Consider the following 26382-nt stretch of genomic DNA (forward strand, 5'->3'; position numbering starts at 1 on the left):
GCGCGGCGTCGGTCATCTGCAGACGCAACCGCGCCTACGCGTCCCAGTGCACGACTTCCGCTGCATGTGCGTCGTCGTCCGCGCGCAGCCAGACGGCCCCGCCCGTCGGCACCGGCCGCGACAGCAGCGTATCGAGCGGCACACGCAATAGATGCGACGCGAACGCGCGGATCACGCCCGCATGCGTGACGACCCATTGCGGGCCGTCGAGCTTCGCCATCGCATCGGCCTGCCGCGCAATCCGCGCGACGAATCGCGCCACGCTTTCGCCGCCGTGCGCGCACGCATGCATCAGGTCGGCCGCCCATGCATCGAGTGCCGCGCGGTCGATATCGTCCCAGCGCTGCATTTCCCACGCGCCGAAATCCATTTCCTGCCAGTCGGCATCGCGCCGCAGCGGCACGTCGAGTGCCCGCGCGAGCCGTTCGGCAATCGACGCGCAACGCGTCAGCGGGCTCGTCCAGACCTGTTCGGGCAACGGCGCACCGAGTGTCGACAGATGCGCACGCACGGCCTGCGCGCCGCCATCGGCCGATTCGGCGAGCGGCACGTCGCTGCGCCCGTAGCAGATGCCCGGCTCGATGCCGACGGCCGGATGGCGGATCAGGACGATGTCCATCCGAGCACCACGAGATAGATCGCCAATTCGCCCAATTGCTGCGCGAAACCGAGACAGTCGCCCGTATAACCGCCGATCCGCTTCACGAAGTAGCGGGCCAGCCACGCGCGCACCAGGACGAGCGCCACGCATGCGGCAACGCCCATGCGCCAGTCCGGCCAGAACAGCCACGGCAGTCCGAACACCGCCGCGACGCACGCCGCGCGTGCGTCCATCCGTTGCGCGACCGGCTTCGCCTTGCCTTCGGGCCGCACGTAGTCGAGCGTCATCAGCAGGCTCACGGCCATCGCGCGGCTCGCCGCATGCGCGGCGATCATCGTCCATGCGGCGCGCAGCGGCAGCATCGACGTCAGCGCCTGCCATTTCAGCCCGAGCGCGATCAAGAGCGCGACCGCACCGAACGTGCCGATCCGCGAATCGTGCATGATGCGCAGCACGTCGTCGCGCGTGTAGCCGCCGCCGAACGCGTCGCAACTGTCGGCGAGGCCGTCTTCGTGGAAGGCGCCGGTCGCGAGCAGCGTCGCGGCCATCGACAGCCCGACCGCGATCGACGGTGGCAGCGCGCGCAGCGCGACGAGATAGACCAGCGCGCCCCATGCGCCGACGCAAGCGCCGACGAGCGGGAAATAGCGCGCGGCCTGGTCGAGATCGCCGGCCGCATAGCCGATCGAGCACGGCACGGGCACGCGCGTGAAATAGCCGAGCGCGACGAAGAAGTAGCGCAGTTCGGCCCGCATGCCGCGCGCGCGCTCAGGCGTCACGATTGTCGACACCGGCGGATTCGAAACTCGCCATCTCGCTCAGGAACGCGGCCGCCGCGCGCACCAGCGGCAGCGCGAGCGCGGCGCCCGTGCCTTCGCCGAGCCGCAGGTCGAGCGCGAGCAGCGGCTTCGCGCCGAAATGCTCGAGCATGCGCCGATGGCCGGCCTCGTGCGACGTATGCGAGAACACGCAGTAGTCGCGCACGCCGGGCGCGATGCGCTCGGCGACGAGCAGCGCGGCGGTCGCGATGAAGCCGTCGACGAGGATCGTCATCCGCTCGCTCGCGGCCGCGAGGTACGCGCCCGTCATCATCGCGATCTCGAAGCCGCCGAACGTCGCGAGCACGTCGAGCGGCGCGATCGCATGCGAATGCTTGACGAGCGCGCGGCCGAGCACCGCGCGCTTGTGCGCGAGGCCCTGATCGTCGAGCCCCGTGCCGCGGCCGACGCATGCGTCGATCGGCACGTCGAGCAGACGGCTCATCAGGCACGCGGCCGACGACGTGTTCGCGATCCCCATCTCGCCGAAGCCGATCACGTTCGTGCCGAGCGACGCGTGCAGGCGAACGCGCGCCGCGCCGGCGGCCAGCGCGGCCATCGCCTCGTCGCGCGTCATCGCCGGCTGCGCCGCGAAGTTGCGCGTGCCGCGCGCGACCGGCAGCGACACCAGCCGGTCCGACAGCGGCAGCGGCGACGCGACGCCCGCATCGACGATCTCGAGCGTGCTCTGCGCGACACCCGAAAACGCGTTGATCGCCGCACCGCCGGCCAGGAAGTTCGCGACCATCTGCGCGGTCACCGCCTGCGGATAAGGACTGACGCCCTCGGCCGCGATCCCGTGGTCGCCCGCGAACACGATCGTCGCGGGCCGCTGCACGACCGGCCGCTCGGTGTGCTGGATCAGGCCGATCTGCAGCGCGACCGCCTCGAGCTGACCGAGGCTGCCGGGTGGCTTGGTCTTGTGGTCGATCACATGTTGGAGACGCTTGCGCAGTGCGTCGTCGAGCGGCGCGATCGCGGGCGGGAATTGGGTCGGAGTCGTCATCGAGGAGCCGTGTCGTGCGCGCGGCATGCGCCGCGCATCGGAAAAATCGGAACGGGAAACGTCATTGTCGCGCAGGCCATGCGGGCAGCAGCGCATCGCGGCCGTTCTCGCGGATCAGCACGAGCGGATAGCCGAACGCGTCGCTCGCGCGCTCGGGCGTCAGCACGTCGTGCACGCGGCCGGCCCACGCTTGGCCGCGGCCGTCGAGCAGCAGCGCATGCGTCGCGAAACGCCGCGCGAGATTCAGGTCGTGACACGAAAACACCACCGTGCGCGGGCCTGCCGCGAGCCACGCGGCGAGCGCGGTCAGGCAGTCGATCTGGTGATGCAGGTCGAGATGCGCGAGCGGTTCGTCGAGCAGCATCAGCGGCGCATCCTGGCACAGCGTCGCGGCCAGCGCGACCCGCTGCCGCTCGCCGCCCGACAGCGACATCACGTCGCGCGCCGCGAGCGGGCTCAGGTCGAACGTCGCCAGCGCATCGCGCGCGGCCGCGCGGTCGTCGTCGCGCTCCCAGCCCCAGCCGCCGAGATACGGAAAGCGGTTGAGCAGCACCGTGTCGAACACCGTCGCGCTGAACGCATCGTGCAATTGCTGCGGCATCAGCGCGCGGCGCTGCGCGAGGTGCTCGGGACGCCACGCGGCAAGCGGCCGGCCGTCGATCTCGACGTGTCCGCCAGCGGGCGGCTGCAATCCCGCGAGCGTGGCGAGCAGCGTCGTCTTGCCCGCGCCGTTCGGGCCGGCGACGCACCAGATCTCGCCGGGGCGGAACGCGTGCGTGAAGCGATCGAGCAGCGTGCGCGCGCCGGCCTTCAATGTCAGGTCGACGGCCCTGTAGTGCATGTCGCCGGCGGCGGCGTACGATGTGGCGCCCGTCATCGCATCGGCCTCCTCAGCAACATCCACAGGAACACCGGCACGCCGATCAACGCGGTCATCACGCCGACCGGCAGTTGCGCGGGCGCGATCGCGGTGCGCGCGAGCAGGTCGGCCGCCATCACGCCGCCACCGCCCGCGAGCATCGCGGCCGGCAGCAGCATCCGCTGGTCGTTGCCGAACGCGAGCCGCAGCGCATGCGGCACGACGAGCCCGACGAAGCCGATCGTGCCGGCCGTCGTCACGGCAGCGGCGGCGGCCAGCGACGCGACGAGATAGATCCGCACGCGCAGCCGCGCGACCGGCACGCCGAGCGCCTGCGCGGTCGCGTCGCCGCGCAGCAGCACGTTCAGTTGCGACGCGGCCGGCAGCGCGACGCACGCGCTCAGCAACAGCGCGCCCCACGCGAACCACGGCGCCGTCGCGCCGTTCAGGTCGCCCGTCAGCCAGAAGATGATGCCGCGCAGCCGCGCATCGGGCGCGAGCGACAGCAACAGCGTGACGAGCGCGCCCCATCCCGCCGCGATCACGACGCCGGTGAGCAGCAGCCGCGGCGATGCGTCGCGCGATTCGCCGCGCCACAGCTCGCGTCTGGCGAGACCGAGCACGAGCGCGACCGAGACGAGCGAACCGGCGAACGCGGATGCGTCGACGAGCCACCACGCGCCGCCCGCGATCATCGCGACGAGCGCGAAGCCGGCCGCGCCGCCGGACACGCCCAGCACGTACGGCTCCGCGAGCGGATTGCGCAGCAGCACTTGCAACAACGCGCCGGCCAGCGCGAGCAGCGCGCCGCACGCGAAACCCGCGAGCGCGCGCGGCAGGCGCAGCGTGCGGACGATATCGGCAAACAGGGTATCGCCGCCGTGCGGCACGAGCGAAGCGAGTGCCTGCCACGGCGACATCGGCACGCTGCCGATCGACAGCGACGCGACGAACAGCAATGCGACCACGGCGGCCAGCGCGGCCCAGATGACAGTGGCGCGTGCGGCGCTCATGCGGCGCACGGCCGCGCGCCCGACGCACGGCGCATCCGCTTGCAGGGGCCGGCCGGGCGCGACGGGGGCGCGTGGCGGACGATTGGGGTCGGCATCGAAGAACGTTCCGTGAAGCATTGCGCGCCCCGCTTCCCCGCAGGCCGCGCGTCATGGAGCCCGTGCGGGCTCCCCGTCTCGGCCGGTATCCGGGCTGGCGGCGGTCCGGCTCGCCTTCCCGCGCGATGACGCGCAGTGGCCCGCGCCCGCGTGCGACCTGCACGCGAAACGCGCCCGAGCCGGCCTGCGTCATGCGACGCGGCCGCTTACCGTTGCGGGGGCAGCGCAGGTTGACGCGCTCGCGGAGCCCGCACCCTGCTTCCCGTTTAACCGCGCGTCCTGCGCGCGAGCACCGAGGCGGCGCCAGTTTAGGAGCCGGTCGCGCGAGCGTCAAGGAAGCGTCCGGAGACACGCGGGACGCGCCTATTCGCGGCAAGAAGCAGGGGTGTTACGACTGGAAACGTTACAGATGTCGGATTGCGCGTTATTCCGCGCTAAAATGCTGGGTCTTTAGAGGACGCAGCAAATGCTCAACGAACTCGAAACCCTATCTCAAAATATTGGCCGTCTGATTTCGCTGAACAAGCGCTATCACTCGGAACGGCTCGCGCTCGAGGAGCAGGTCGCGCAATTGCGCGCGGAAGCGGACACGGTCCGCGCGGAACTCGCGCAGCTGCGCGACGAACGCAATGCGCTCGCGGCCGAGCGCGACACGCTGTCGGCGAAGATCGACGACGCCCAGGTGAAACTGAACGCGATTCTCGAAAAGCTGCCGCGCTCGAAGAGCGCGGAGCAAGCCGACAACCAGCTCGACCTGCTGGATGCGCAGGCGCGCACGGATGGCGATGACGCGGCCAGCCACGGAGAACATGCATGAGCACCAAGCAGATCGAAGTCTCGATTCTCGGTCAGCCCTATCGGCTCGCCTGTTCGGCCGAGACCGAAGCGGCGCTGCTCGAAGCGGTCGCGCGCGTCGACGCCGAAATGTCGAAAATCCGCTCGAACAGCTCGGTACGCGGCACCGATCGCATCGCGGTGATGGCGGCGCTGTCGCTCGCATCGGAATTGCTGCGGCTGCAAACGAGCGTGCGGCATGGTGAAGCATTTCCGGCGGAGGAAATCCGTCGTACAATGCACCAGATGAACGAACAACTCGGTGCGGTGCTCGCACAGCACGAGACGCAGTAACGTTTCAAACGATGCGTCGATTCCCCTTGATCTCGACGGTCAACGGTGGTCAAATTGGCGCATCGAATCACAGTTCAGTCAGCTTCCCTGCCTGGTTCGCCAAGGTCATATATTCCTTGAACCAATGCCATGTGCACGGTTGCGGAAATTTGTAGCACGGGCGCGCGCGTCACTCTGTCTGATGTACCCGAAGTGCTGCTAACTGCGACCAATTCTGAACCTCAGGTTCAGGATGCCGGCCTAGCGGCCAAGGCGGGGGCCTATCCAACGGCATCGGGAACTTCCGATGCCGTTTCCTTTTGAGGGTCTGTTTGCATGCGGAACGCGCATGCGAATGCCCGAAATCGCTCGTCCCCCGAGGGGACGTCCTTGCGGGGCGCAGGCAAGAAGCGAGGAGCGCCGTTTGGCCGAGCCAAACAAGTGACGAGCGACGCCGCCATACGGGCGATTTCGGGCATTCCCGTGGATTGAATTTTTAGTTTGGGTTGCCACGAGAACGGCCGTCCTCGTGGCAACGCATGCGCGTTCCGCATGCAAACAGACCCTCATGCCCATTCTGCGTCGATTACGATCCATGCAATACTGGCTGATGAAGTCCGAACCGGACGAAGCAAGCATCGACGATCTCGCCAACGCACCGCAGCGCTCGCTGCCGTGGACCGGCGTGCGCAACTATCAGGCGCGCAATTTCATGCGCGACACGATGAAGATCGGCGACGGCGTGCTGTTCTATCACTCGAGCTGCCCCGAGCCGGGCATCGCGGGCCTCGCCGAAGTATCGTCGACGCCCTACCCCGATCCCACGCAGTTCGATCCGAAAAGCCCCTATTACGATCCGAAATCGACGCAGGAAGCGCCACGCTGGCTGCTCGTCGACGTGCGCTTCGTGAAGAAGTCGCCGCTCGTGCCGCTCGCCGCGCTGCGCGAGCACGACGAGCTGGCCGACATGCGCGTGCTCGCCCGCGGCAACCGGCTGTCGATCACGCCGGTCACGCGGGCGGAATGGCGCTTCATCACCGAAAAGTTGATGAAGTAGGCCGCGCGCCAAAGGTCAAATCTGGTCAGTACACGCCGCCGCGACGGAACTCGCGGCCGGTTCGCACGGCCTAAGCAACCGCTGTCGGCCGATCGGGCCGGCTGTCGTTTTTTTCGTCGCGCGGTACGCCCGCGTCGTGCACGCGTGATCCGCGTGCGCGCCCTCGCACAAGGAGTCCAACAATGACCAAGAAATCCGCACTCGCGCTGTCGCTCGCCCTTGCCGCCGCCGTTCCCGTCGCGCTGACGCTCGCGTCGCCCGCCGCGCACGCCCAGACGGCGAACCCGCACTTTCCGGAGCCGGCGGGCGTGCTGTCGCTTTCGTCGCAGGCCAGTGCCGACGTGCCGCAGGACATCATTCATATCACGCTGTTCTACGAGCAGCAGGCCAAGGATCCGGGCAGCCTCACCGCGCAGCTGAACCAGCGCGCGGACGCGGCGCTGTCGCAGGCGAAGGGCGTGTCGGGCGTCACCGCGCATACGGGTGCGTTCTCCGTGTATCCGAGCACCGATCGCGACGGCAAGATCTCCGCATGGCGCGGCCGCACCGAGGTCGCGCTCGAATCGCGCGATTTCGCCGCGGCGTCGAAGCTGGCAGGCCAGTTGTCGAACCTGATGCAGGTCGCGAACGTCGAGTTCTCGTTGTCGCCGGAAGCGCAGCGCGCGGCCGAGCAAAAGCTCACGACGGAAGCGATCAAGTCGTTCCGCGCCCGCGCGGACGAAGCCGCGAAGGCGTTCGGCTACAGCAGCTACACGATCCGCGACGTGAACGTCGGCAGCGGCCGCAACGTGCAGCCGTACACGCGCATGATGGCGATGGCCGCGGCGCCGATGGACAGCGCGAAGATGAGCGCGCCGATCGCGGTCGAAGGCGGCAAGGCCACCGTGTCGGTCACCGTCAACGGCTCCGTGCAGATGAAGTAACGCGCGTCGCGCAGTTGTCGGAAACGAAAACGCCGGCCCGAGGGCCGGCGTTTTTCATGTACCTCCGTGCAGCCGATGCACGCGCCGATCACGCGTGCATCGATACCGCGTCACGTAATCACTTCATGCAGCCGCATTCGCGTTCGCCGCGCGGCGGCGATACGCCCAGACCATCATCGCGATCCCCGCGACGATCATCGGCAGCGACAGCCACTGCCCCATCGACAGGCCGAGCGCCAGCAGACCGAGGAAGTCGTCGGGTTCGCGCGCGAACTCGACCGTGAAGCGCGCGAGGCCATAACCGATCAGGAACAGTGCCGATATCGCGCCCATCGGCCGCGGCTTGCGCGCGAACAGGAACAGCACGAAGAACAGTGCGATACCTTCGAGCGCGATTTCATAGAGCTGCGAAGGATGGCGCGGCAGCATCTGGTATTGCATGAACACGTCGGCGAGATGCCACTTCTCGACGAGTGCCGGGTGCTTCGGCAGCCATGCCGCATCGTCGCGCATCGCGCCCGGGAACAGCATCGCCCACGGCGCCGTCGGATCGGTCACGCGGCCCCACAGTTCGCCGTTGATGAAGTTGCCGAGCCGCCCCGCCGCGAGCCCGGTCGGCACCATCGGCGCGACGAAATCGGTGACCTGCAGCCAGTGCCGCTTGCGCTGCCACGCGAACAGCATCATCGCGAGCGTCACGCCGAGGAAGCCGCCGTGAAATGACATGCCGCCTTCCCACACCTTGAACACGTCGAGCGGGTGCGAGAAGTAGAAATCGGCCTTGTAGAACAGCACGTAGCCGAGCCGGCCGCCGAGCACGGTGCCCAGCACGCCGTAGAACATCATGTCGTCGATGTCCTTCGCGGTCCAGCCCTGCGCCGCGACGTACGGCAGCTTCAGGCGGATCCGGCCGACGACGATCGCCGCGATGAAGCCGACGAGATACATGAGGCCGTACCAGCGCACGGCCAGCGGCCCGAGATGGATCGCAACGGGGTCGAAATTCGGGTGAATGATCATGGGTTAGCGAAGAAGTTTTCGAATACGGTACGGCCGTCGCACGCGCAGCACCGCGCGTTGGACGGCGCCCGCGCGCCATCGTTCACGTCACGCGGCAAGACCTTGTGCGCGCACGACGTCGATGAAGCCGGCGAGCACAGGGCTCACGTCGCCGGTGCGCCACACGAGCCCCGTCTCGACGACCGGCGCAGAGCCGGCGAGCGGCCGGTAGACCACGCCGGTGCGCCGCAGGTTACGCAGCGATTGCGGCACCAGTGCGACGCCCATGCCGGCCGACACGAGGCTGACGATCGTCTGCATCTGGATCGCCTCCTGGCCGATGCGCGGGGTTGCCCCCGCCGCGCCGTAGCAGCCCGTAATGATGTCATAAAAGCCGGGCGCCAAACGGCGCGGAAAGATCACGAGCGGCAACGCGGCGACATCGGCAAGCTGCACGGGCGCGTCCTCGGGCGCATCGGACGCCCCGGCCGGCATCGCGACCACCAGCGGCTCGCGCACGACCGGCAGGTACGACAGCCCGGCCGCGTGACGCGGCGGCACGGGCGGAATGACGAGCCCGGCGTCGATGCGCCCGGCGACGAGTTCGTCGATCTGCACGTCGCTCGTCGCTTCGGCGAGCTGCAACCGCACCTGCGGGTAGCGCGCGCCGAACGCACGCAGCAAAGACGGCAACAGCCCGTAATCGGCGGTCGACACGAATGCGAGCGACAGCGAGCCGGCCTCCCCGCGTGCGAGCCGTCGCGCGAGCGGCGGCAGTGCATCGGCCGACGCCAGCAGCCGGTGCACGTCCGGCAACAACGCCGCGCCGACCGCCGTCAGCGCCACCGAGCGCTTGGTGCGCACGAACAGCGCGACGCCCAACGCGTCCTCGAGCGCGCGGATCGCCTGCGACAGCGGCGGCTGCGTCATCGACAGGCGCTCGGCCGCGCGACCGAAGTGGCGCTCGTCGGCGACGGTCGCGAAATAGCGCCACTGGCGCAGGTCGGGGATCGGATCGGCCATGTTCGACTCATTCGAAAAACGACTTAATAGGCGACAAATAATATATTGGACATCCCAATCGGGAAACTCCATGCTTGTTCGATCCGAACCGGCGCGCCCTTCAGGGTGACGCCCATACAACGATGGAGTCCCCCATGTCGTACAACCGCCGCTCGAAGCACATCACGCAAGGCGTGGCCCGTTCGCCGAACCGCTCGATGTATTACGCCCTCGGCTACCAGAAGGACGATTTCGACAAACCGATGGTCGGCATCGCGAACGGCCATTCGACGATCACGCCGTGCAATTCCGGCCTGCAGCGCCTGTCGGATGCGGCCGTGGCGGCCGTGAAGGCGGCCGGCGCGAATCCGCAGATCTTCGGCACGCCGACGATTTCGGACGGCATGTCGATGGGCACCGAAGGGATGAAGTATTCGCTCGTGTCGCGCGAAGTGATCGCCGACTGCATCGAGACCTGCGTGCAGGGCCAGTGGATGGACGGCGTGGTGGTGGTCGGCGGCTGCGACAAGAACATGCCGGGCGGCATGATCGCGCTCGCGCGCCTGAACGTGCCGGGCATCTACGTGTACGGCGGCACGATCCGCCCGGGCAACTGGAAAGGCCGCGACCTGACGATCGTGTCGTCGTTCGAGGCCGTCGGCGAATTCACCGCGGGCCGGATGTCGCAGGAGGATTTCGAAGGCGTCGAGAAGAACGCGTGCCCGACGTCGGGTTCGTGCGGCGGCATGTACACCGCGAACACGATGAGCTCGTCGTTCGAGGCGCTCGGGATGTCGCTGCTGTATTCGTCGACGATGGCGAACCCCGACCAGGAGAAAGTCGATTCGGCCGCCGAATCGGCGCGCGTGCTGGTCGAGGCGGTGAAGCGCGATCTGAAGCCGCGCGACATCATCACGAAGGAATCGATCGAGAACGCGGTGTCGCTGATCATGGCCACCGGCGGGTCGACCAATGCGGTGCTGCACTATCTCGCGATCGCGCACGCGGCCGAGGTCGACTGGACGATCGACGACTTCGAGCGCATCCGCAAGCGCGTGCCGGTGATCTGCGACCTGAAGCCGTCCGGAAAGTACGTCGCGACCGACCTGCACCGGGCCGGCGGGATTCCGCAGGTGCTGAAGATCCTGCTCGATGCGGGGCTGCTGCACGGCGACTGCATGACGATCACGGGCCGCACGATCGCCGACGAGCTGAAGGACGTGCCGAGCGTGCCGCGCGCGGACCAGCACGTGATCTTCCCGATCGACCGCGCGCTGTACAAGGAAGGCCACCTGGCGATCCTGAAGGGCAATCTCGCGGAAGACGGTGCGGTCGCGAAGATCACCGGCCTGAAGAACCCGGTGATCACGGGCCCGGCGCGCGTGTTCGACGACGAGCAGAGCGCGATGGACGCGATCCTCGGCGACCGGATCCGCGCGGGCGACATCCTCGTGCTGCGCTACCTCGGCCCGCAGGGCGGCCCCGGCATGCCGGAAATGCTCGCGCCGACTTCCGCGATCATCGGCAAGGGGCTCGGCGAATCGGTCGGCTTCATCACGGACGGCCGCTTCTCGGGCGGCACCTGGGGCATGGTGGTCGGCCACGTCGCGCCGGAGGCGTTCGTCGGCGGCACGATCGCGCTGGTGCAGGAAGGCGATTCGATCACGATCGACGCGCACCGGCTGCTGCTGCAACTGAACGTCGACGAGGCGGAACTCGCACGCCGCCGCGCCGCGTGGCGGCAACCGGCGCCGCGCTATACGCGCGGGGTGCTCGCCAAATTCGCGGCGCTCGCGCGGCCGGCGAACCAGGGGGCGGTCACGGGCTGAGGCAGGGACACCATCGCATGCGGCCCCGATAAAGGGGGGCCGCCTGGGGAACGCGCAAAACCTGCTTCCCCTTTGCTTCTATAATGCGCGGACCATGAAGCCGGCCGTCCCCGCCGGCGGAGAACCGCATGAAACAGACGATATTGCGCGTGCTGCTCGCGATGCTGCTGACCGGCAGCGCGGCGGCGGCGCGTGCCGACCAGGCCGACGGGCTCGCCCTGGCGCAGCGCAGGAACTGCATGGCCTGCCATGCGATCGGCAAGCCGCTGATGGGCCCGGCGTTTCGCGACATCGCCGGCAAGTACGCGGCGCGTGGCGATGCGGTCGATTACCTCGCGCAATCGATCGTGAAAGGCAGCGTCGGCGTGTGGGGCAGCGTGCCGATGCCCGCCAATACGCAACTGACGAGCACCGAAGCGCACACGCTCGCGCAGTGGGTGCTGTCGGTACGCTGAACCGGATAGCGGCGCGGCGCCCCCCCGTCGTGTGCAGGGCGCCGCAAGAAGGCAGCCCTGTAACGACTGGCCAGCGCCTTCCCGGCGGCTTCACAGGCGCTTACCGCACCTGCTCCCCGTTCGCGAACGATGGCCCGTTCAGCCGGAATGACCGGCGCGACGACGGGCGATCTCTTCATCGACCGCATCGCGCACCCAGTCCATCACCTCGGTTTCCAGCGCGAGCGCGACTTCGCGCGTGACCTGGCCGACCAGCCAGGCCGAATGCTCGTGCAGCGCATCGCGACAACGCGCTTCGATGGCCTCGCGCCCGGCCCCGGTCAGATAATTCGTCAGGCGATTGCGCAGCCGTTCGGCGATGTGCTGTGCATCTTCCGGCGTCAGCCCGTCCGCGGCCTGCGCGTCCGGCTGCGGCGCTGCGCTCGGCAGGACCGCCTCCGGCATCGCCGTATCGGGCGCGTGCCCGGCCGCTTCGTGCGCCATCGCGGCGAACGTGGGCTGCGGCAGGTCGTCATTGACCAGCGACGAGCGCAGCGGCGCCATCGTCGCCCCGGCCTCTTCGGCGACCACGCGCTCCGCGGCGCCGGGTTCGGCCGGCGCATCGGTCTCCCCCGCCGCGGCCGGCGTCGCCACGTCGCCCGGCAGCTCGACGGCCGGCACGTGCGGCGTCGGGACGCGTTCGACCACGACGGAATCGGGGTCGGCTTCGGTTTGACGGGAATCGGCCGGCGCGGCAGCGGCGGCGCCCGGTGCGATCACGTCGGTGAGCACCGGAATCGCCGCGCGGTCGTGCGGCGCGGCGGCGGCGGACGCGGACGAACGCGCCGACGCCGGCTTGCCCGGCACCAGCACGTCGGTCAGTGTCGGGATCGAGGATGAATCGGCTTCTGTCACGGGAACACTCCGTCGACGGTTGCGGCTAGCCGCCCTGCTTGTAGTTGTTCAGCGCGTAGCCGCGGTCGCGGTAGAACCGGTAGCGGGCGCGGCCCGCGGCCAGCTCGTCCGGCGCGTTGCCGACCACTTCGAGCAGGCGCTCGAAGCGGGCGAACTGCGCGGGCACGGTCGCGCCGAGGTTCAGCAGCACGTGATGATGCGGCGCGCGATCGAGATCGGCGGCCAGCACGATCGGCGTGCCGGCTGCATGCTCGCTGTCGACGCCGCAATGCGGGATGAAATCGAGCGGCGAGAACGTCCAGAGCCGCTCGTCGAGCGCGCGCAGGCGCGCGGGCTCCGCGAGCACGACGACCGGCTGCCCGGCCTGATAGGCCTTGCGCAGCAGCCGGCACGCGTACGCGAGCGAATCGCCGACGTTCGAGTGGAAATCGATCCGCGTCATGGCCCGCGCACCCGCAGCGTCGTCAGCCCCGCCATCACTGGCCGGCGCGGTCGATCAGGAACTGCGCGAGCAACGGCACCGGACGGCCCGTCGCGCCCTTCGCGGCACCGCCCTTCCACGCGGTGCCCGCGATGTCGAGGTGGGCCCACGGGTAGCTCTCGGTGAAGCGCGACAGGAAGCACGCGGCCGTCACGGCGCCGGCCGGGCGCCCGCCGATGTTCGCGAGATCCGCGAAATTCGACTTCAGCTGATCCTGGTACTCGTCGTCGAGCGGCATGCGCCATGCCGGGTCGTTCGCCTCGCGCGACGCGTCGAGCAGTTCGCCCGCGAGCGCGTCGTTCGTCGAGAACAGCCCGCTGTTGTGGCCGCCCAGCGCGATCACGCAGGCGCCCGTCAGCGTCGCGACGTCGATCACGGCGGCCGGCTTGAAGCGCTCGGCATACGTGAGTGCGTCGCACAGGATCAGGCGGCCTTCGGCGTCGGTGTTCAGCACCTCGATCGTCAGCCCCTTCATGCTGGTGACGATGTCGCCCGGCTTCGTCGCATTGCCGCCCGGCATGTTCTCGCAGGTCGGCACGATCGCGACGACGTTGATCTTCAGGCCCATCTCGGCGACCGCGCGGATCGTGCCGAGCACCGAGCCCGCGCCGCACATGTCGTACTTCATCTCGTCCATGCCCTCGCCCGGCTTCAGCGAGATGCCGCCCGTATCGAACGTGATGCCCTTGCCGACCAGCACGACCGGCGCGGCCTTCGCGGCGGCGCCCTGGTAGTGCAGCACGATGAACTGCGGCGGCTCGACCGACGCGCGCGCGACCGACAGGAACGACCCCATCTTCAGCGCCTGGATCTGCTTGAGCCCGAGGACTTCGGCCTTCAGGCCCCAATCCTTCGCGATCTTCTTCGCGGTGTTGCCGAGATAGGTCGGCGTGCAGACGTTGCCCGGCAGGTTGCCGAGGTCGCGGGTGAGATCCATCCCGTTCGCGAGCGCGACGGCCTGCTTGACCGCGACCTTCGCGGCCTTTTCGTCCGCCGGGTCGACGCTGAACACGACCCGCTTGAGCGTGTGCGACGCCGGTTCCGGCTTGCTCTTCATCTGCGTGAAGCGGTAGGTCTCGTTGCGCAGCGCGAGGATCGCGGCGCGCACGCCCCAGTCGGAGCTGCGCTCGTCGACCGGCAGTTGCGCGAGCGAGAACGTGACCTGGACGACCTTGGTCGCCAGCAGCGCGCGCCAGGCGGCCGTCACCGCATCGTTATAGGCTTTCTGATTGAAAGCATCCTGCTTGCCGAGCCCGACCAGCAGCACGCGCGACGCGCCGATGCCCGACACTTCGTGCAGGAACAGCGTCTTGCCGCGCTTGCCGTCCATGTCGCCGGCCTTCACCACGCGCGAGATCAGTCCCTTGGTGGCCGTGTCGATGTCGAGCGCCGCGCCCGACAGGGTCTGCGCCTCGAAGATGCCGAGCACGATGCAGTCGGACTTCCCGGTCAGGAACCCCTTGGCCTCGCCTTTGCTCCAATCACAGCCTTTTATGCTAAAGTCCATCGCGCTTGTCCTCGGATAAAATCTGGGCTAAGGATGAAAGCCGCAATTATCCGCTATTTTTCCCGTGGCGGCGCGAGCGCTCCACCACGCGTGCGCAGCCTCCCGCCCTCTTCTCATCAAGAATGATCTTCGAACGCTCCCTCCAGCGCGAGCTTGCGTATACGGCTGGCGCCGTGTTCATGGTGCTGCTCACGATCATGCTCACGACGATGATGATTCGCATCGTCGGCTACGCCGCGTCCGGCGAAATCGATCCGCGGGACGTGCTCGTGCTGATCGGCCTGACCGTGATCGGCTATCTCGCCGTGATGCTCGTCGTCACGCTGTTCGTGTCGATCCTGTTCGTGCTGACCCGGTGGTACCGGGACTCCGAAATGGTGGTGTGGCTCGCGTCCGGCGTGAGCCTCACGCGCCTCATCAAGCCGATCGGCGTGTTCGCCGCGCCGATCATCCTGCTGATCACCTTCTTCGCGTTCGTCGGCTGGCCGTGGTCGAACCAGCAGAGCAAGATGATCAAGGCGCGCTTCCAGCAGCGCGACGAAATCTCGCTGCTCGCGCCGGGCCAGTTCCGCGAATCGGCCGCGAACCATCGCGTGTTCTTCATCGAGAAGATGTCGCCGGACCAGAGCAAGGTCCAGAACGTGTTCGTCACGTCGACGGAAAACGGCAAGGTCAACGTGGTCGTGTCGCAGACGGGCCATACGGAAACCTCGAAGGACGGCGATCGCTTCGTCGTCCTCGAGGACGGCCGCCGCTACGACGGCACGCCCGGCCAGCCGAACTTCAAGATCATGGAGTTCGAGCGCTACGGCGTGAAGATCACGAGCAAGCCGGTCACCAACGTGCAGACCACCAACAGCACGCCCACGCCCGACCTGTTGCGCAACCCGACGCGCGACAACCTCGCGGAATTCGCGTGGCGCGCGGGGCTGCCGCTGATCGCGATCAACCTGATGGTGCTCGGCATCCCGCTCTCGTACCAGAACCCGCGCCGCAGCCGCACGATCAACCTCGTGATGGCCGTGCTGATCTACCTCACGTACTCGAACCTGCTGAACGTCGTGCAGGCGCAGATCGAGCAGGGCAAGATGTCGTTCGGCGTCGGGCTCGTCGGGCTGCACGTCATCGTCGCGGCGATCGTCGCGTTCATTTTCTGGTTGCGCGTGCGCAATCGTCCGTTGTTGACACGCGCGCTGTTCGGCCGCTCGGGAGCATGATCGATGCGGCTCTATGAAAAGTACTTCGCGCGACAGATCTACATCACGTTCATCTTCATCCTGTTCGCGTTCTCGGGTCTGTTCTTCTTCTTCGACCTGATCAGCGAGCTGAACTCGGTCGGGCACGGCAACTACAAGTTCGGTTACGCGGTGCTGCGCGTCGCGCTGCAGACGCCGTCGCGCTTCTACGAGATCATCCCGGTCGCCGCGCTGATCAGCGCGATCTACGTGTTCGCGCAGATGGCCGCGAACTCGGAATTCACGATCTTCCGCGTGTCGGGCCTCGCGACCAACCAGGCGCTGCGCTCGCTGCTGAAGATCGGCGTGCCGCTCGTGATCGTCACCTACCTGATCGGCGAATTCGTCGGCCCGTACGCCGACCAGTTGTCCGAACGCGTGCGGCTGCAGGCGCTCGGCGCATCGGTGTCGTCGAACTTCCAGTCGGGCGTGTGGGTGAAGGACACGCTCGCGGCCCGCGAGAACGGCGAGCAGGTCACGCGCTTCGTCAACGTCGGCAGCCTGTCGCCCGACTCGACGATCAGCAACGTGCGCATCTACGAATTCGACTCGAAATTCCAGCTGCGGAACGTGCGCATCGCGCAGACGGGCCGCTACGAGCCGCCCGGCCACTGGCTGCTGAAGGGCGTCACCGAGACGGAGCTGACGCCGATCAAGCCGATCAGCGGCCAGCCGGCCGATGCGCTGAACCCCGTGTACCGGTCGCAGCAGGTGTCGCTGCCCGAATACCGGCTGCGCTCCGACCTGACGCCGCAGATCCTGTCGGTGCTGCTCGTGTCGCCGGAGCGCATGTCGATCATCAACCTGTTCCGCTACATCCAGCACTTGCGCGAGAACCAGCAGGACACGCAGCGCTACGACATCGCACTGTGGCGCAAGCTGCTGTATCCGTTCGCGGTGTTCGTGATGCTCGTGCTGTCGCTGCCGTTCGCGTACCTGCATACGCGCGCCGGCGTGGTCGGCGTGAAGGTGTTCGGCGGCATCATGCTCGGCATGAGCTTCCAGCTGCTCAACACGCTGTTCTCGCACATCGGCACGCTGAATACGTGGCCCGCGCCGCTCACCGCGGCGACGCCGGGCCTCATCTATCTCGCGCTCGGCCTGTTCGCGCTCAAGTGGGTCGACCGGCACTGAGCGCCGCGTCGCGACGGAGGCTTCGACATGCATTCGCACGGTATCGTCCTGTTCGGCCACGGCGCCCGCGACCCGCGCTGGGCCGAGCCGTTCGAGCGGCTGGCCGCGCGGCTGCGCGGCGCCGGCTCCCCTGCCGCGCAGGTGTCGCTCGCCTTCCTCGAACTGATGACGCCGTCGCTCGGTGACGCCGTGGCCGCGCAAGTCGCGGCCGGCTGCACGCGCATCACCGTGGTGCCCGTATTCTTCGGCCAGGGCGGCCATGTCCGCCGCGACCTGCCGCAGCTCGTCGACGCATGCCGCGCCGCGCATCCGGGCGTCGAGATCCGCTGCGCGACGGCCGTCGGCGAAGACGACGGCGTGCTCGACGCGGTCGCGCGCTATTGCGTCGGGCAACTCGGCGGCGACGCGTAGGCCGCGCTTTCCGCGCAGCCAAAGAAAAAGCGCTGGCGGTTGCCAGCGCTTTTTTCGTTTCGGACCGCGTTCGAGCCGCGCTCAGGCGGCATTGCGCACCGGAGCCCCCCCCCTGCGCCAGCCGTGCGCGTTCGGCGAATGCATCGCCGATCATCAGCAGGCTCGGTTCCGCCGGATCGAGCCACGCCTGCGCGTCGCCGGCCGCCATCTGCGCGAGCGTGAGCGTCAGCGTGCGTTCGCGCGCGGTGCTGCAGGCCTCGACGATCGCCACCGGCGTCGCGGGCGCACGGCCGGCGTCGATCAGTTCCTGCGCGATGCCGGGCGCGCTGTCGCGGCCCATGTAGTAGACGATCGAATCGGCACGCGCGGCTTCGCGGATCTCGTCGCTGCCCGGCGCGCGGCTGTGCGTCGCGAACGCGACGCTGCGCGACACGCCGCGCAACGTGAGCGAACGCTTGAGCGTCGCCGCGCCGGCCAGCGCCGCGGTGATGCCCGGCACGACCTCGTAGTCGATGCCGGCCGCCTCGAGCGCGCGCATTTCCTCTTCGGCGCGGCCGAACAGCATCGGATCGCCACCCTTCAGCCGCACGACGCACGCGTGCTCGCGCGCCGCGTCGACGATCTGCTTGTTGATGAAATGCTGCGCGGTCGAGCGCTGCCCGCAGCGCTTGCCGACCGCGATCTTGCGCGCGTTCGGCGCATAGTCGAGCATCGCGGGCTCGACGAGCGCGTCGTGCAGCACGACGTCGGCCTGCTCGAGCAGCCGCATGCCGCGCACCGTGATGAGGTCCGCGGCGCCCGGCCCTGCTCCGATCAGATACACCTTGCCCATGTTTGTCGCTTCGTTAGGGTCCTGCCGCGGCGGCCGGTTCGCCGCCGCGCCGATTGACGATTACGCCGAGAACGCGCGGATCATGCCCGCGGCGACCGTGTGGTGGGTCGCCTCGTCGATCAGCACGAACGCGCCCGTACCGGGATGCGCATCGTAGGTGTCGCAGACGATCGGCTTCTGCAGCGTTAGCGCCACGCGGCCGATGTCGTTCATCTTCAGTTCCTGACGGTCGGTCGCGTGCGACAGCGTATGCACGTCGAGCACCTGCTTGACCGCGCCGATCTTCGCGAACACCGTGCTGGTGGTCTGCTTCAGCAGGTACTTGCGCTGCGGCGACAGCGGCGCCTCGTCGAACCAGCACAGGTCGGCCTCGAGCTTCTTGGCCGGCTCGACCGGCTCGGCGGTCGTGACGAGCATGTCGCCGCGCGACACGTCGACATCCTGTTCGAGACGGATCGTCACGGTCTGGCCCGCGAACGCGTGCGCAACCGCCGCGGTGCCGCCGGGCACCGGCGCGACGATCTCGGCCACCGTCGCGGTGCGGTTCGACGGCAGCACGACGATCTCGTCGCCGACCTTCACTTCGCCCGACTCGATCCGGCCCATGTAGCCGCGGAAATCGTCGGCCGAGCTGCCGTCCTGGCGCGCGACCCACTGCACCGGGAAGCGCAGCGCGTCATGCGCCTGCGTCTCGACCGGCAGCGATTCGAGCACGTCGAGGAGCGGCTCGCCCGCGTACCACGGCATGCGCTCGCTCGCGCCGACGATGTTGTCGCCCTTGAGCGCCGACACCGGCACGAAGCGCACGTCGGTCAGGCCGAGTTGCTTCGCGAGCGCGACGTACGCGTCGCGGATCTCGTTGAAGCGCGCCTCGCTGTAGTCGACGAGGTCCATCTTGTTGATCGCGACGATCACGTGCTGCAACCCGAGCAGCTTGACGATCGCGCTGTGGCGCTTGGTCTGCGGCAGGAGTTGCACGACGCCGTTCTCGACCGTGATGCGCGTCGCGTCGACCAGGATGATCGCCGCGTGCGCGGTCGACGCGCCCGTCACCATGTTGCGCGTGTACTGCTCGTGGCCCGGCGTGTCGGCGATGATGAACTTGCGCTTCGCGGTCGCGAAGTAGCGGTACGCGACGTCGATCGTGATGCCCTGCTCGCGCTCGGCTTCCAGACCGTCCGTCAGCAGCGCGAGGTCCAGTTCGTCGCCGACCGTGCGCTTGTTCTTCGCGCGCGACAGCGCGGACAGCTGATCGGACAGCACGGCCTTGCTGTCGTACAGCAGGCGGCCGATCAGCGTGCTCTTGCCGTCGTCGACGCTGCCCGCGGTGATGAAGCGCAACACGCCGAGGTCTTCGGTGTTCTCGATGATGCTCATGATGTGAATGTCCTCGTGTGCTTCAGAAATAACCTTGCTTCTTGCGCTGTTCCATCGCGGCTTCGGAGGCCTGATCGTCCATCCGGGTCGCGCCGCGCTCGGTGATCTCGGTCACCGCCGTCTCGGCGATGATCTTCTCGACGTCGTCCGCGTCGCTCTCGACCGGGCACGTGCAGCTGATGTCGCCGACCGTGCGGAAGCGCACCTGCGCCAGCTCGCTCGTCTCGCCGTCACGCATCGGCGTGAGCGGCGTGACCGGCACGAGCAGCCCGTTGCGGCGCACGATCTCGCGCTGGTGCGCGTAGTAGATCGACGGCAATTCGAGGTTCTCGCGCGCGATGTACTGCCACACGTCGAGCTCGGTCCAGTTCGAGATCGGGAACACGCGCAGGTGCTCGCCCTTGTGCAGGCGGGCGTTGTACAGGCTCCACAGCTCCGGGCGCTGCGCCTTCGGGTCCCACTGGCCGAATTCGTCACGGAACGAGAAGATGCGCTCCTTCGCGCGCGCCTTCTCTTCGTCGCGGCGCGCGCCGCCGATCAGCGCCGTGTAACCGTGCTGCTCGATCGTTTCCAGCAGCGTGACGGCCTGCGCGGCGTTGCGCGAATCGGTTTCGCGGCGCAGCACGACCGTGCCGCGCTTGATCGAATCCTCGACGTGGCCGACCACCAGCTCGGCGCCGAGCTCTTGCGCACGGCGGTCGCGGAAGTCGATCACTTCCTCGTAGTTGTGGCCCGTGTCGATGTGCACGAGCGGGAACGGCAGCGTCGTCTTGCGGTTCGCGCCGAGGCCGAACGCCTTCAGCGCGAGGTGCAGCACGACGACCGAGTCCTTGCCGCCCGAGAACAGCAGTGCCGGCTTGCTGCATTCGGCAACCAGTTCGCGCAGGATGTGGATCGACTCGGCTTCGAGCCAGTCGAGGTGGCCCATGCGGCTGTCGGCGCCGGTGGGCGGGGCAAAGGCGGATTGCTCGAGCGTCGTGCTCATGATTTCAGTCCTTCTCTTCTGGGTTCGTGCCGCCCGCTGTCGCGGGCGACGCAATATTCAGTTTCTTGTCGGCTTTCAGTGCGCGGCGCCGGCTTCGGCATTCGCGGGAATCGGCGTGATCGTCGTGATGTGCAGCCCGCATTCCTTCGTGTCGCGCGACTCCCACCACCAGCGGCCCGCGCGGCTGTCCTCGCCGGGGCGGATCGCACGCGTACACGGCTCGCAGCCGATGCTCGGGTAGCCGCGCGCATGCAGCGGATTGACCGGCACGTCAAACGCCTTAAGGTACGCCCACACGTCGGCTTCCGTCCAGTCGGCGAGCGGGTTGTACTTCGCGATCCCGCGCGCTTCGTCCTGTTCTTCCTCGTGCAGCTCCGCGCGCGTGACCGACTGCTCGCGGCGCTGGCCGGTCACCCACGCGCCGACGTCGGCCAGCGCACGGTTCAGCGGCTCGACCTTGCGGATGTGGCAGCACGACTTGCGCAGCTCGACGCTCTCGTAGAACGCATTCAGGCCGTGCTCGGCAACGTACCGGTCGACCGCGTCCTGCTGCGGATGGAACTGCTCGATCTCGTAGCCGTAGCGCTCGCGCACCCGGTCGATCATGCCGAGCGTTTCCGCGTGCAGGCGGCCCGTGTTCAGCGAGAAGATGCCGATCGGCACGCCCTTCGACAGGATCGCGTGCGTGAGCAGCATGTCTTCCGCGGCGAGGCTGCTCGCGAACTTCACCTTGTCGTGACGCTCGCCGATCTGCGCGAGCAGCGCGTCGAGGCGCTCGACCTTCGCGGCGAGTTCCGGCGTCAGCGCGGTGGCGGTCGCGGTGCTCATGCGTTCACCTTGGCGTCGGACGCGGCCTCGCGGCGGCGGAACAGCGGCGCCGGCTCGTCGAATGCGCCCTGGTAACGCTGCGTGAATTCGGTGAACGCATTCAGCGCGTCGTGGATGTCCTTGTCGGCACGCACCGCGAACGCGTCGAAGCCGCAACGCGACATGTACAGCAACTGGTCGCGCAGCACGTCGCCGATCGCGCGCAGCTCGCCGGTCCAGCCATGACGCTCGCGCAGCAGGCGCGCGATGCTGTAGCCGCGGCCGTCCGCGAAGCGCGGGAAATCCACCGCGATCAGCGAGATCGCGTCGAAGTCGGCCACGAGATCGGCCGGCTCGCTGTCCGGCGCGAGCCACACGCCGAGTTCGTCCTTCGTCTTCGCGGCGACGAGCGCCGCACGCTCGGCCTGCCACAACGCGAACGGCACCAGCACCTTGCCGGCCGGCAACGCGTCGACCGCGGGCAGCGCACCGTCTTCCGCCGCGCGCACGACCTGCCATGCATCGTCGATCACTGCGCGGTTCTTGATAATCGAAGCCATCTGCAAATTCCTTCTACCCGGTTGGTTACGCGTTCACTGCCTGGCGCGCCGCATACACGCGCTCCTTGAACGGCGCGATGCCGATGCGGTCGTACGTGTCGACGAAGCGCTCGCCGTCGAGGCGCGCCTCGACGAACGTATCGATCAGCTTCGCGATCACGTCGGGCACTTCCTCGGCCGAGAACGACGGCCCGATCACGCGGCCGAGGCGCGCGCCGTTCTGGCCCGTGCCCTGCTCGCCGCCGAGCGACACCTGGTACCACTCGGCGCCGTCCTTGTCGACGCCGAGGATGCCGATGTTGCCGACGTGGTGGTGACCGCACGAGTTCATGCAACCGGAAATGTTCAGCGACAGTTCGCCGAGGTCGTACACGTAGTCGAGATCGTCGAAACGCTGCTGGATCGCCAGCGCGATCGGGATCGACTTCGCGTTCGCGAGCGAGCAGAAGTCGCCGCCCGGGCACGCGATGATGTCGGTCAGCAGGCCGATGTTCGGCGTCGCGAAACCGGCCGCCTTCGCCTTTTCCCACAGCGCGAACAGGTCGCGCTTCTTCACGTTCGCGAGAATCAGGTTCTGCTCGTGCGACACGCGCAGCTCGCCGTACGAGTACGCGTCGGCCCAGTCGGCGACCAGATCCATCTGCGCGTCGGTCGCATCGCCCGGCGCCACGCGGTGATCCTTCAGCGACAGCGTGACGGCTGCGTAACCGGGCACCTTGTGCGGCGCGACGTTACGCTCGACCCAGCGCGCGAACGCCTTGTTCTCGAGCAGGTGCTGTTCGAACGACGCGTCGGTGTCGGCCAGCTTCTCGTAGACCGGCGGCTTGAAGTACTGCGACACGCGATCGAGCTCGGCCTGCGTGAGCGTCGACGGGCCGTCCTTCAGGTGCTGCCATTCTTCCTCGACCTGCTGCGCGAACTTCGCCGGCGACAGCGCCTTCACGAGGATCTTGATCCGCGCCTTGTACAGGTTGTCGCGGCGGCCGTAACGGTTGTACACGCGCAGCACGGCTTCGCAGTACGTGAGCAGGTGCTGCCACGGCAGGTCTTCCTTGATCACCGCGCCGATGATCGGCGTACGGCCGAGGCCGCCGCCCGCGAGGATGCTCGCGACCACCTCGCCCTGCGCGTTCTTCTTCAGGTACACGCCGAGGTCGTGGATCTGCACGGCCGCACGGTCACGCTTCGAGCCCGACACCGCGATCTTGAACTTGCGCGGCAGCCACGCGAATTCGGGGTGGAACGTCGACCACTGGCGCAGGATCTCGGCCCACGGGCGCGGATCGATCTCTTCGTCCTGCGCGACGCCGGCGAACTGGTCGGCCGTGATGTTGCGGATGCAGTTGCCCGACGTCTGGATCGCGTGCATCTGCACCGACGCGAGCTTCGCGAGGATCTCGGGCGTCTCTTCGAGCTGCACCCAGTTGAACTGGATGTTCGAGCGCGTCGAGAAATGGCCGTAGCCGCGGTCGTGTTCGCGGGCGATGCGCGCCAGCATCCGGAGCTGGTCGCTGCGCAGGTTGCCGTACGGAATCGCAATGCGGTGCATGTACGCGTGGCGCTGCATGTACAGGCCGTTCTGCAGACGCAGCGGACGGAATTCGTCTTCGCTCAACTCGCCCGACAGCCGGCGGCGCACCTGATCGCGGTACTGCGCGACTCGCTCGTCGACGATCGTCTGGTCGTATTGGTCGTACTGATACATTCGGGGACCCCAGGGTTTTCGTGGTGACCGCGCGACGTCCTAGCCACGTCGCGCCCGAATCTCCGTTCCGCCGCACCGCCGCATCCGCTGCCGGCTGGATTGCTAATGACGAAAACAGATATCCATATTTGAAAAACTCCGGTGAATCGTAATAAACTCGCCTTATATTTCAAACGACTAAAAAATTCTGTTGATATGCGGAAGGGTTATAAATGAACCTGCACCAATTTCGCTTCGTGCGCGAGGCCGTCCGGCAGAATTTCAACCTCACCGAGGCCGCCAAGGCGCTCTACACGTCGCAACCGGGGGTATCGAAGGCGATCATCGAGCTCGAGGACGAGCTGGGCGTCGAGATCTTCACGCGGCACGGCAAGCGCGTGCGCTCGCTCACCGAGCCGGGCCGGATCATCCTCGCGTCGGTCGAGCGGATTCTTCAGGAGGTTGAAAGCCTCAAAAGGGTCGGGAAGGATTATGCGGCGCAGGACCAGGGCAACCTGACCATCGCGGCGACCCACACGCAGGCCCGCTACTCGCTGCCGGCCGCGATCGCCGAGTTCAAGAAGCGCTTCCCGAAGGTGCACCTGTCGATCCTGCAAGGCAGCCCGACGCAGGTGGCCGAGATGGTGATCCACGACCAGGCCGATCTCGCGATCGCGACCGAGGCGATCTCCGACTACAAGGAACTCGTGTCGCTGCCCTGCTTCCAGTGGCACCACGCGGCCGTCGTGCCGGCCGACCACCCGCTGCTCGAACGCAAGCCGGTCACGCTGGACGATCTCGCGCAGTACCCGCTGATCACGTACGACGACGCGTTCGCTGGCCGCAAGAAGATCAACCATGCGTTCGCGCTGCGCGGGCTGTCGCCGGACATCGTGCTCGAGGCGATCGACGCCGACGTGATCAAGACCTATGTCGAGCTCGGCCTCGGCGTCGGCATCATGGCCGACATCGCGTTCAACCCCGAGCGCGACCGCGGCCTGCGGCTGATTCCGGTCGGCCACCTGTTCGGCAGCAACGTGACGCGCGTCGCGCTCAAGCAGGGCGCCTACCTGCGCAGCTATGTGTATACGCTCGTCGAACTGCTGTCGCCGACGCTGAACCGCAAGCTGATCGAGCAGGCGCTCAAGGGCGAAGCCGAATCGTACGAGCTTTGACGGACAGGTATGAACACGGGGGCGCGCATTGCGCCCCTTTTCGTTGCCCGACGGAGATGGAGATTCCCGCATGACGCTTCCCGCCCTGTTGCGCCGCACCCGCCTCGCCACCGGCGCCGCCCTCGTGCTGGCATGCGCGGCCGCGCATGCCGACCTGAAGGTCGGCGTCGACCTGTCGTCGACCGGCCCGGCCGCCGCGATCGGCATCACGAGCAAGAACGCGATCCTGATGTGGCCGAAGACGATTGCCGGACAGCCCGTGCAGGTCACGGTGCTCGACGACGCATCCGACCCGGGCGCCGCGGTGCGCAACATCCGCAAGCTGGTCGACGAGGATCACGTCGACGTCGTGGTCGGCCCGAACATCACGCCGGCCGCGCTCGCGGCGCTCGACGCAGTGGCCGCCGCGCAGACGCCGATGATCACGCTGGTCGGCTCCGGCTCGATCGTCGAGCCGCAGGAAGGCGCGCGGACCTGGGCGTTCAAGATGGCGCAGAGCGACCGCGCGATGGCCGACGTGATGACGCGCTACATGGCCAACCACGGCGTGAAGACGGTCGGCTTCATCGGCTTCGCGGACAGCTACGGCGACAGCTGGCTCAACGAATTCACGCGCTTCGCGGACCTGCGCAAGATCCGCGTGATCGCGACCGAGCGCTTCAACCGCACCGACGCGAGCGTCACGGGCCAGGCGCTGAAGCTGATCGCGGCGAAGCCCGACGCGATCCTGATCGCCGGCGCGGGCACGCCGACCGTGCTGCCGCAGCGCACGCTGATCGAGCGCGGCTACAAGGGGCCGATCTACCAGACGCACGGGATCGCGACGCCGGAATTCATCAAGCTTGGCGGCAAGGACGTCGACGGGACGCTGTTCCCGACCCAGCCGGTGGTCGTCGCGCGCACGCTGCCGGCCGACCACCCGGCCCGCCAGGCCGCGCTCGCGTTCGTCGATGCGTACGAGGCGAAGTACGGCGCCGGCACCGTCACGCAGTTCGCGGGCGATGCGGCGGGCGTGTACCCGCGCCTCGCCGACGCGGTCGGCCGCGCGCTGAAAGCCGCGCAGCCCGGCACGCCGGCGTTTCGCGCGGCGCTGCGCCGCGAGCTGGAACGCGCGCATGAGCTGGTCGTACCGAACGGCGTCGTCAACACGAGCGACAAGGATCATGTGGGGCTCGATCAGCGCGCGAGCGTGATGGGGATCGTGAAACAGGGCCGCTTCGTCTACCTGAGCCAGTAATGTGCGTGCCGGGCATCGGCGCAGCTTGCCCGGCATCCGGATTTCCGCCATAATCCGCGTTTCGCCGCGCACCACCGCATGCGCGGCCAGGATCAAGCCCAGGTGGTGAAATTGGTAGACGCAGGGGACTCAAAATCCCCCGCCGCAAGGCGTGCCGGTTCGATTCCGGCCCTGGGCACCAGTATTTCGCAGCGTCACGCGCTGCATCTGTCGAAACCCGCGCAAGCTGCCGCTTCGCGGGTTTTTTATTTTTGCCGCGCGTTCCGCCCCGCACCGGGCGACCGACGGTGGCCTGCCG

At 67.8% G+C, this 26382-nt stretch carries 26 protein-coding genes, 1 tRNA gene, 1 other RNA gene, 1 pseudogene and 1 riboswitch; of the genes and pseudogenes, 13 read left to right on the forward strand and 16 right to left on the reverse strand.

Going from position 1 to position 26382, the window contains the following annotated elements:
* Window positions 1-34: 34 nt before the first annotated feature.
* From cobC to KU887_RS13140, 5 genes are all read right to left on the reverse strand, one after another.
* The gene (gene cobC / locus KU887_RS13120; protein WP_048989042.1) at window positions 35-619 is read right to left on the reverse strand and encodes an alpha-ribazole phosphatase; all 585 of its coding nucleotides are present in this window, start codon (window positions 617-619) and stop codon (window positions 35-37) included.
* Window positions 604-1356 (reverse strand): adenosylcobinamide-GDP ribazoletransferase, encoded by a 753-nt coding sequence (locus KU887_RS13125; RefSeq protein WP_258255575.1) that lies wholly within the window; start codon window positions 1354-1356, stop codon window positions 604-606. The genes cobC and KU887_RS13125 overlap by 16 nt, the downstream gene beginning before the upstream one ends.
* 13 nt (window positions 1357-1369) lie before the next feature.
* Window positions 1370-2425: a nicotinate-nucleotide--dimethylbenzimidazole phosphoribosyltransferase gene (cobT, locus tag KU887_RS13130; protein ID WP_006496112.1), complete on the reverse strand. Its 1056-nt coding sequence runs from the start codon at window positions 2423-2425 to the stop codon at window positions 1370-1372.
* Between the two features lie 61 nt (window positions 2426-2486).
* Complete coding sequence (locus tag KU887_RS13135) at window positions 2487-3302, reverse strand: ABC transporter ATP-binding protein (RefSeq protein WP_006484439.1); 816 nt, start codon at window positions 3300-3302, stop codon at window positions 2487-2489.
* A complete protein-coding gene (locus tag KU887_RS13140; RefSeq protein WP_048989041.1) occupies window positions 3299-4414 on the reverse strand; it encodes an iron ABC transporter permease in 1116 nt (371 codons plus the stop codon). The genes KU887_RS13135 and KU887_RS13140 overlap by 4 nt, the downstream gene beginning before the upstream one ends.
* Window positions 4415-4455: 41 nt before the next feature.
* Window positions 4456-4705: riboswitch (cobalamin riboswitch) on the reverse strand.
* 154 nt (window positions 4706-4859) lie between these two features.
* On the opposite strand from KU887_RS13140, the gene KU887_RS13145 reads away from it, so the two are divergent.
* From KU887_RS13145 to KU887_RS13165, 5 genes are all read left to right on the forward strand, one after another.
* Window positions 4860-5210 (forward strand): ATPase, encoded by a 351-nt coding sequence (locus KU887_RS13145; protein ID WP_006478092.1) that lies wholly within the window; start codon window positions 4860-4862, stop codon window positions 5208-5210.
* Window positions 5207-5521, forward strand: coding sequence for a cell division protein ZapA (locus tag KU887_RS13150; RefSeq protein WP_006478091.1), 315 nt, complete (start codon window positions 5207-5209; stop codon window positions 5519-5521). Before KU887_RS13145 ends, KU887_RS13150 begins: the two co-directional genes overlap by 4 nt.
* A gap of 81 nt (window positions 5522-5602) precedes the next feature.
* Window positions 5603-5784: non-coding RNA, 6S RNA (gene ssrS / locus KU887_RS13155), on the forward strand.
* Window positions 5785-6095: 311 nt separating this feature from the next.
* Complete coding sequence (locus KU887_RS13160) at window positions 6096-6557, forward strand: EVE domain-containing protein (RefSeq protein ID WP_006478090.1); 462 nt, start codon at window positions 6096-6098, stop codon at window positions 6555-6557.
* Between the two features lie 182 nt (window positions 6558-6739).
* Complete coding sequence (locus KU887_RS13165) at window positions 6740-7480, forward strand: SIMPL domain-containing protein (protein ID WP_006484449.1); 741 nt, start codon at window positions 6740-6742, stop codon at window positions 7478-7480.
* Window positions 7481-7603: 123 nt separating this feature from the next.
* On the opposite strand, the gene lgt is transcribed toward KU887_RS13165, so the two are convergent.
* Both lgt and KU887_RS13175 read right to left on the reverse strand, forming a co-directional pair.
* Entirely contained in the window at window positions 7604-8500 is an 897-nt protein-coding gene (lgt, locus tag KU887_RS13170) for a prolipoprotein diacylglyceryl transferase (protein WP_034201458.1), read from the reverse strand.
* A gap of 87 nt (window positions 8501-8587) precedes the next feature.
* The gene (locus KU887_RS13175; protein WP_006484440.1) at window positions 8588-9502 is read right to left on the reverse strand and encodes a LysR substrate-binding domain-containing protein; all 915 of its coding nucleotides are present in this window, start codon (window positions 9500-9502) and stop codon (window positions 8588-8590) included.
* Window positions 9503-9636: 134 nt separating this feature from the next.
* Between KU887_RS13175 and ilvD the strand changes: the two genes are divergently transcribed.
* A complete protein-coding gene (gene ilvD, locus KU887_RS13180; protein ID WP_034201456.1) occupies window positions 9637-11310 on the forward strand; it encodes a dihydroxy-acid dehydratase in 1674 nt (557 codons plus the stop codon).
* 128 nt (window positions 11311-11438) lie between these two features.
* Complete coding sequence (locus KU887_RS13185; protein ID WP_006484446.1) at window positions 11439-11765, forward strand: c-type cytochrome; 327 nt, start codon at window positions 11439-11441, stop codon at window positions 11763-11765.
* Between the two features lie 138 nt (window positions 11766-11903).
* On the opposite strand, the gene KU887_RS13190 is transcribed toward KU887_RS13185, so the two are convergent.
* The 3 genes from KU887_RS13190 to KU887_RS13200 are packed head-to-tail and all read right to left on the reverse strand — an operon-like array spanning window position 11904 to window position 14647.
* Window positions 11904-12659: a DUF2486 family protein gene (locus KU887_RS13190; RefSeq protein WP_006496119.1), complete on the reverse strand. Its 756-nt coding sequence runs from the start codon at window positions 12657-12659 to the stop codon at window positions 11904-11906.
* A 25-nt stretch (window positions 12660-12684) separates the two neighbouring features.
* On the reverse strand, window positions 12685-13101 hold the full coding sequence (locus tag KU887_RS13195; protein WP_006496120.1) for a DNA polymerase III subunit chi: 417 nt from the start codon (window positions 13099-13101) through the stop codon (window positions 12685-12687).
* 34 nt (window positions 13102-13135) lie between these two features.
* Complete coding sequence (locus KU887_RS13200) at window positions 13136-14647, reverse strand: leucyl aminopeptidase (protein ID WP_006484797.1); 1512 nt, start codon at window positions 14645-14647, stop codon at window positions 13136-13138.
* A gap of 122 nt (window positions 14648-14769) precedes the next feature.
* On the opposite strand from KU887_RS13200, the gene lptF reads away from it, so the two are divergent.
* The 3 genes from lptF to KU887_RS13215 are packed head-to-tail and all read left to right on the forward strand — an operon-like array spanning window position 14770 to window position 17427.
* Window positions 14770-15864 (forward strand): LPS export ABC transporter permease LptF, encoded by a 1095-nt coding sequence (lptF, locus tag KU887_RS13205; protein ID WP_006484800.1) that lies wholly within the window; start codon window positions 14770-14772, stop codon window positions 15862-15864.
* Between the two features lie 3 nt (window positions 15865-15867).
* Window positions 15868-17016 carry an LPS export ABC transporter permease LptG gene (gene lptG, locus KU887_RS13210; RefSeq protein ID WP_006496121.1) on the forward strand — a complete coding sequence of 383 codons (1149 nt, stop codon included), beginning with the start codon at window positions 15868-15870 and terminating at the stop codon, window positions 17014-17016.
* A 27-nt stretch (window positions 17017-17043) separates the two neighbouring features.
* Window positions 17044-17427 (forward strand): sirohydrochlorin chelatase, encoded by a 384-nt coding sequence (locus KU887_RS13215; RefSeq protein ID WP_006484798.1) that lies wholly within the window; start codon window positions 17044-17046, stop codon window positions 17425-17427.
* An 81-nt stretch (window positions 17428-17508) separates the two neighbouring features.
* Here KU887_RS13215 and cobA read toward each other — a convergent pair.
* From cobA to KU887_RS13245, 6 genes and pseudogenes are all read right to left on the reverse strand, one after another.
* A pseudogene (gene cobA, locus KU887_RS13220) lies at window positions 17509-18259 on the reverse strand (uroporphyrinogen-III C-methyltransferase).
* 60 nt (window positions 18260-18319) lie between these two features.
* Window positions 18320-19636, reverse strand: a complete 1317-nt coding sequence (locus tag KU887_RS13225; protein WP_006484806.1) for a sulfate adenylyltransferase subunit 1 — start codon at window positions 19634-19636, stop codon at window positions 18320-18322.
* Window positions 19637-19658: 22 nt separating this feature from the next.
* On the reverse strand, window positions 19659-20621 hold the full coding sequence (gene cysD, locus KU887_RS13230; protein WP_006478076.1) for a sulfate adenylyltransferase subunit CysD: 963 nt from the start codon (window positions 20619-20621) through the stop codon (window positions 19659-19661).
* 75 nt (window positions 20622-20696) lie between these two features.
* Window positions 20697-21449, reverse strand: a complete 753-nt coding sequence (locus tag KU887_RS13235) for a phosphoadenylyl-sulfate reductase (RefSeq protein WP_006484803.1) — start codon at window positions 21447-21449, stop codon at window positions 20697-20699.
* Window positions 21446-21988 carry a DUF934 domain-containing protein gene (locus tag KU887_RS13240; RefSeq protein WP_212267973.1) on the reverse strand — a complete coding sequence of 181 codons (543 nt, stop codon included), beginning with the start codon at window positions 21986-21988 and terminating at the stop codon, window positions 21446-21448. Before KU887_RS13240 ends, KU887_RS13235 begins: the two co-directional genes overlap by 4 nt.
* Before the next feature lie 25 nt (window positions 21989-22013).
* Window positions 22014-23693, reverse strand: a complete 1680-nt coding sequence (locus KU887_RS13245; RefSeq protein ID WP_006484802.1) for a nitrite/sulfite reductase — start codon at window positions 23691-23693, stop codon at window positions 22014-22016.
* Window positions 23694-23905: 212 nt separating this feature from the next.
* Here KU887_RS13245 and KU887_RS13250 point away from each other — a divergent pair, with 212 nt between their 5' ends.
* The 3 genes from KU887_RS13250 (at window position 23906) to KU887_RS13260 (ending at window position 26265) form a co-directional block, all read left to right on the forward strand.
* The gene (locus KU887_RS13250) at window positions 23906-24847 is read left to right on the forward strand and encodes a CysB family HTH-type transcriptional regulator (RefSeq protein WP_006478072.1); all 942 of its coding nucleotides are present in this window, start codon (window positions 23906-23908) and stop codon (window positions 24845-24847) included.
* A 70-nt stretch (window positions 24848-24917) separates the two neighbouring features.
* Window positions 24918-26084 carry an ABC transporter substrate-binding protein gene (locus tag KU887_RS13255; RefSeq protein WP_060264761.1) on the forward strand — a complete coding sequence of 389 codons (1167 nt, stop codon included), beginning with the start codon at window positions 24918-24920 and terminating at the stop codon, window positions 26082-26084.
* A 96-nt stretch (window positions 26085-26180) separates the two neighbouring features.
* A tRNA-Leu gene (locus KU887_RS13260) sits at window positions 26181-26265 on the forward strand.
* Window positions 26266-26382 lie beyond the last annotated feature (117 nt).

The sequence above is a fragment of the Burkholderia sp. EMB26 genome, from assembly GCF_024730645.1.
GTDB lineage: Bacteria > Pseudomonadota > Gammaproteobacteria > Burkholderiales > Burkholderiaceae > Burkholderia > Burkholderia cenocepacia.